The sequence below is a fragment of the Desulfonatronospira sp. genome (genome assembly GCA_003563255.1).
Lineage (GTDB): Bacteria > Desulfobacterota > Desulfovibrionia > Desulfovibrionales > Desulfonatronovibrionaceae > Desulfonatronospira.
This window is the reverse complement of sequence record PWSL01000116.1, coordinates 1-3,437: the sequence shown is the minus strand read 5'-3', so window position 1 is coordinate 3,437 and position 3,437 is coordinate 1. Positions and strand designations below refer to the sequence as shown.

Sequence of the window (3,437 nt, the reverse complement as noted above, 5' to 3'; positions counted from 1 at the left end):
TCATAGGCTATACCTTTGCCCCTGAAGTGGAGAGTCACGTGTCCAGGAAGCACCCCCACATACGTCTGGTCAAGACCTACGCCCTGGAAATGCGCGCCCGTGGCGATAGAAAAGCTTCGGCATAAACCTTGTGGCTGCACTGCCCGGCATGGTCATCCGTACAATACCAGGCATTGCGTCTTTAAGCATCTCTAGAATGAATGCCCCTGAACGTTTACCAGTTCAGCGTTCCAGGGGAAGGCTCCTGGACTGTGTTGCTGAAGGTTTTATAAGAGAGTAAACCTAAAAATGGCGGTCCGGTAATTCAGAGTATTGCCGGGCCGCCATTTTTTTAAAATCTTTTTTTTCGATTTTAAACTGATAATAAGCTGTTTTCATCCTTCTTGAATACGAGATATAATAATCAGCCTGAAAAATCAGCCTCCAATCCAGCTGCAATTTTCTGTATGGCAATTCAGATTATCTATTTGTTCCTGGGTTAACTCTTTTTTTGCTGTGTCAAGTTCACTCTTGGTAAAATCAAAGCCTTCTGCCTTGCCCAGGTCAGAATTGCAGAAGTCTTCTACTTCAGGGTACTCTGCCAGCTTTTTGGCAAAATTCTCGTCTGATTGCACCTTCTGACAAAATTTTTTCGCGGATTCCAATGACATAATCTTTCTCCTTTTAAATTTGTTTCACTTGAAAAACTTACTGACTCAAACACCTTAACAGAATCAATAATTATTCTTATATGCAATGTCAAGCTTTTTTGTGATAGTTCACCAAATAATCTTCAAAAAAATCTTGACATGGGGATTCTGACCGACAACTCTCGAAACGAACTTTTGAGCCACTGTCGCACTTCGCTGTCCAGTTCCATGGCCTACCGGGGACAGGCACTTTTGCCGACCTCAAACCCTAAAACGGCCGGACTATCGGACGGCAAAAGAGCCAGTCCCCTTCCAGCTTAAATAAAGTGTCGCTGTAGTGGTAATCACCGCTGAGAGAAAGCTGGTGTTACTCCCCAACCGTGCGCGGCAAAGCCGCCCGCCTGTCCCGTGAAACAAACGTAGTTTCAGCGTAGCTGGTTTCACTGGAATGTGCAACGAAGTTGCCAGTGCCAAAAAGATCTTCTCTGGCACGGGAAGCCATCAGGCTTCACACAGGTGCCTTGCACACACGGTTTTAAAGAATAAAGAGCACCAGAAAAGCTTTCCCGCCTGCCAGACAGGCAACTTAGCATGATTCCGGCACCCCCTGAAAGGTTACAAAACACCTTAACCAGGAGGCATTGGCAAGCATCCCGGATTTAAAAACATCTGGTGCTTACGGACAAATCCTGACAACCTTTATAAAAATCTGCATTGAGCTTTATCCTTCAAACATCAACCATCAACCCTTGAATATCATGAAAAACACCTCTGATACAGAATCTTTCACTGATTGCCACAAAGCCTCTATAATGCAGTTTGACCGGGCAGCAGACCTTATGAGCCTGGACAGCGAATTACGCCAGTGGCTCAACACATCGTTTCGGGAATTGTCAGTCAGAATGCCTGTAAGGATGGACGATGGCAACGTCCGGGTCTTCAGCGGGTATCGCGTCCAGCATAACAATGTACGAGGTCCGCATAAAGGTGGTCTGCGTTACCATCCGGGCGTTTCACTGGGAGACGTCAGGGGGCTTGCGGCATGGATGACATGGAAGTGTGCCCTTCTTGATCTGCCCCTTGGCGGAGCCAAAGGAGGGATCACCTGCAATCCTAAAGACATGTCTCCTGGAGAACTTGAAAGACTGACCAGGGAATATGTTCATGGAACGGGAGACCTCATCGGCCCGTTAAAAGATATCCCTGCCCCGGACATAAACACCAATGCCCGGATTATGGGCTGGATAATGGATGAATACAGCAAAAGGCAGGGATATTCTCCCGGGGTGGTTACAGGCAAGCCAATAGAGCTGGGCGGCTCTCATGGAAGGGAAGATGCCACCGGCAGGGGCGTCTCCATGATAGTCAGCAGATGGGCCGATAAAGAAAACAGGCGGTTGGACCAGACTACAGCAGTAGTCCAGGGGTTCGGCAATGTAGGATACCACGCAGCGTTACATCTCAGTTACCTTGGATGCAGGGTTGTTGCTGTATCGGATTCCGTAACCGGCATAATCAATAAACACGGATTGGACATCGAAGCTGCCGGGAGGCACAAAAAGAAAAACGGCAGCCTGGCCGGTTTTGCCGGCGGAGACTCTGTTCCACAGGACGAGGTTTTGACTTTCAAGTGCGATTACCTGATCCCCTCCGCCCTGCAGAATGTCATCCATGGCGGCAACTTCGAAAAACTCCAGGCCAGGATAATCTTTGAAGCGGCTAACGGACCCATCTGTCCTTACACCGAGCCGAAACTGCCCGGTGCAGGCATCACTGTTCTGCCCGATATTCTGGTAAACGGCGGCGGCGTAACTGTTTCTTACTTTGAATGGGTACAAAACATCCAGCATTTTCAGTGGAAGAGCGATATTATTCAGAAAGAACTGCAATCCACTATGCACAGGGCTTTTGACCAGGTCATGGCCCTTGCTGAAAAGCGAAATATTTCCTTTCGCATTGCGGCTTATATTCTGGCCATCGACAAGGTGGTCAGAGCCGGCCATCTGCGCGGGATTTACCAGACCCAGCACTGATAATGCTTACACTGCCTTCCTTAAGGGATGTTCAAAATACCAATATACCGTTACTGTTTAGACTTAACCGTTGAAAGCCTGTTACAAAAAAACAAGAATCTTTAGACAGGATTAACCACGCCAAAGACGCGTGGCAGGCATAGATGGACAGGATTACCTTTTGGCCTGGCTTCCGCCTGTCACGCCTGTGGCGTGATTTAATTGCTCGCAGAGCAAGCTCGAAGGGCATTAAACTGGGAGCCAGGACAAAAATGATTTTCTCTTCATCAATCTCTTAATCCTGCCTGCCCGGTTAAACAACGCTGAAAGCGTTCCTGCGGAGCAGGGTTTAACTGGGCCTGCCCGGTTAAACAAATCCGAAGGATTTCCTGCGGAGCAGGGTTTAACTGGGCCTGCCCCGTTAAACCGGGGTCCCCGTTGGGGTGTTTAACTGGGGTTAATCCTGTCAAAAAACTCTTCTCTTTATTGTTGCGGGCAAAGCATCACTATGGCGGTATATCAGTATTTTTCTAATCCCTTAAACCTGGCAAATGCCTTTTTGCAGGTAAATCATTGACTTGCAAAGCGGCGGGCAGAGAAAACAGGTGGACATGAATACTGGTTCGAGGTAATATTTACCGTGTTTGGTAGACTGTCGTCAACCGTAACCATTCAGGGTGCCGCAATCACGCCTCTGGCGTGACTGGGGACAGTCCCCGCGACACCTTTCCTGCACAATTAAATTATGACAAACGCTAAGTTGTGTGAACCTTCAAAGATAGTACTTAGCGGGGAC

Annotated in this window: 2 protein-coding genes; one reads left to right on the top strand and one right to left on the bottom strand. The window is 48.2% G+C overall.

Features of this window, described 5'->3' with window-relative positions; genetic code table 11:
- Positions 1-416: 416 nt before the first annotated feature.
- Positions 417-650 (bottom strand): Nif11-like leader peptide family natural product precursor, encoded by a 234-nt coding sequence (locus tag QZP87_RS03310; RefSeq protein ID WP_291321492.1) that lies wholly within the window; start codon positions 648-650, stop codon positions 417-419.
- A gap of 818 nt (positions 651-1,468) precedes the next feature.
- Between QZP87_RS03310 and QZP87_RS03305 the strand changes: the two genes are divergently transcribed.
- Entirely contained in the window at positions 1,469-2,662 is a 1,194-nt protein-coding gene (locus QZP87_RS03305; RefSeq protein ID WP_291321491.1) for a Glu/Leu/Phe/Val dehydrogenase, read from the top strand.
- Positions 2,663-3,437 lie beyond the last annotated feature (775 nt).

Coding starts and splice junctions, on each gene's coding strand:
- QZP87_RS03310 (WP_291321492.1), bottom strand. CDS start 650: ATGTCATTGGAATCCGCGAAAAAATTTTGTCAGAAGGTGCAATCAGAC.
- QZP87_RS03305 (WP_291321491.1), top strand. CDS start 1,469: ATGAGCCTGGACAGCGAATTACGCCAGTGGCTCAACACATCGTTTCGG.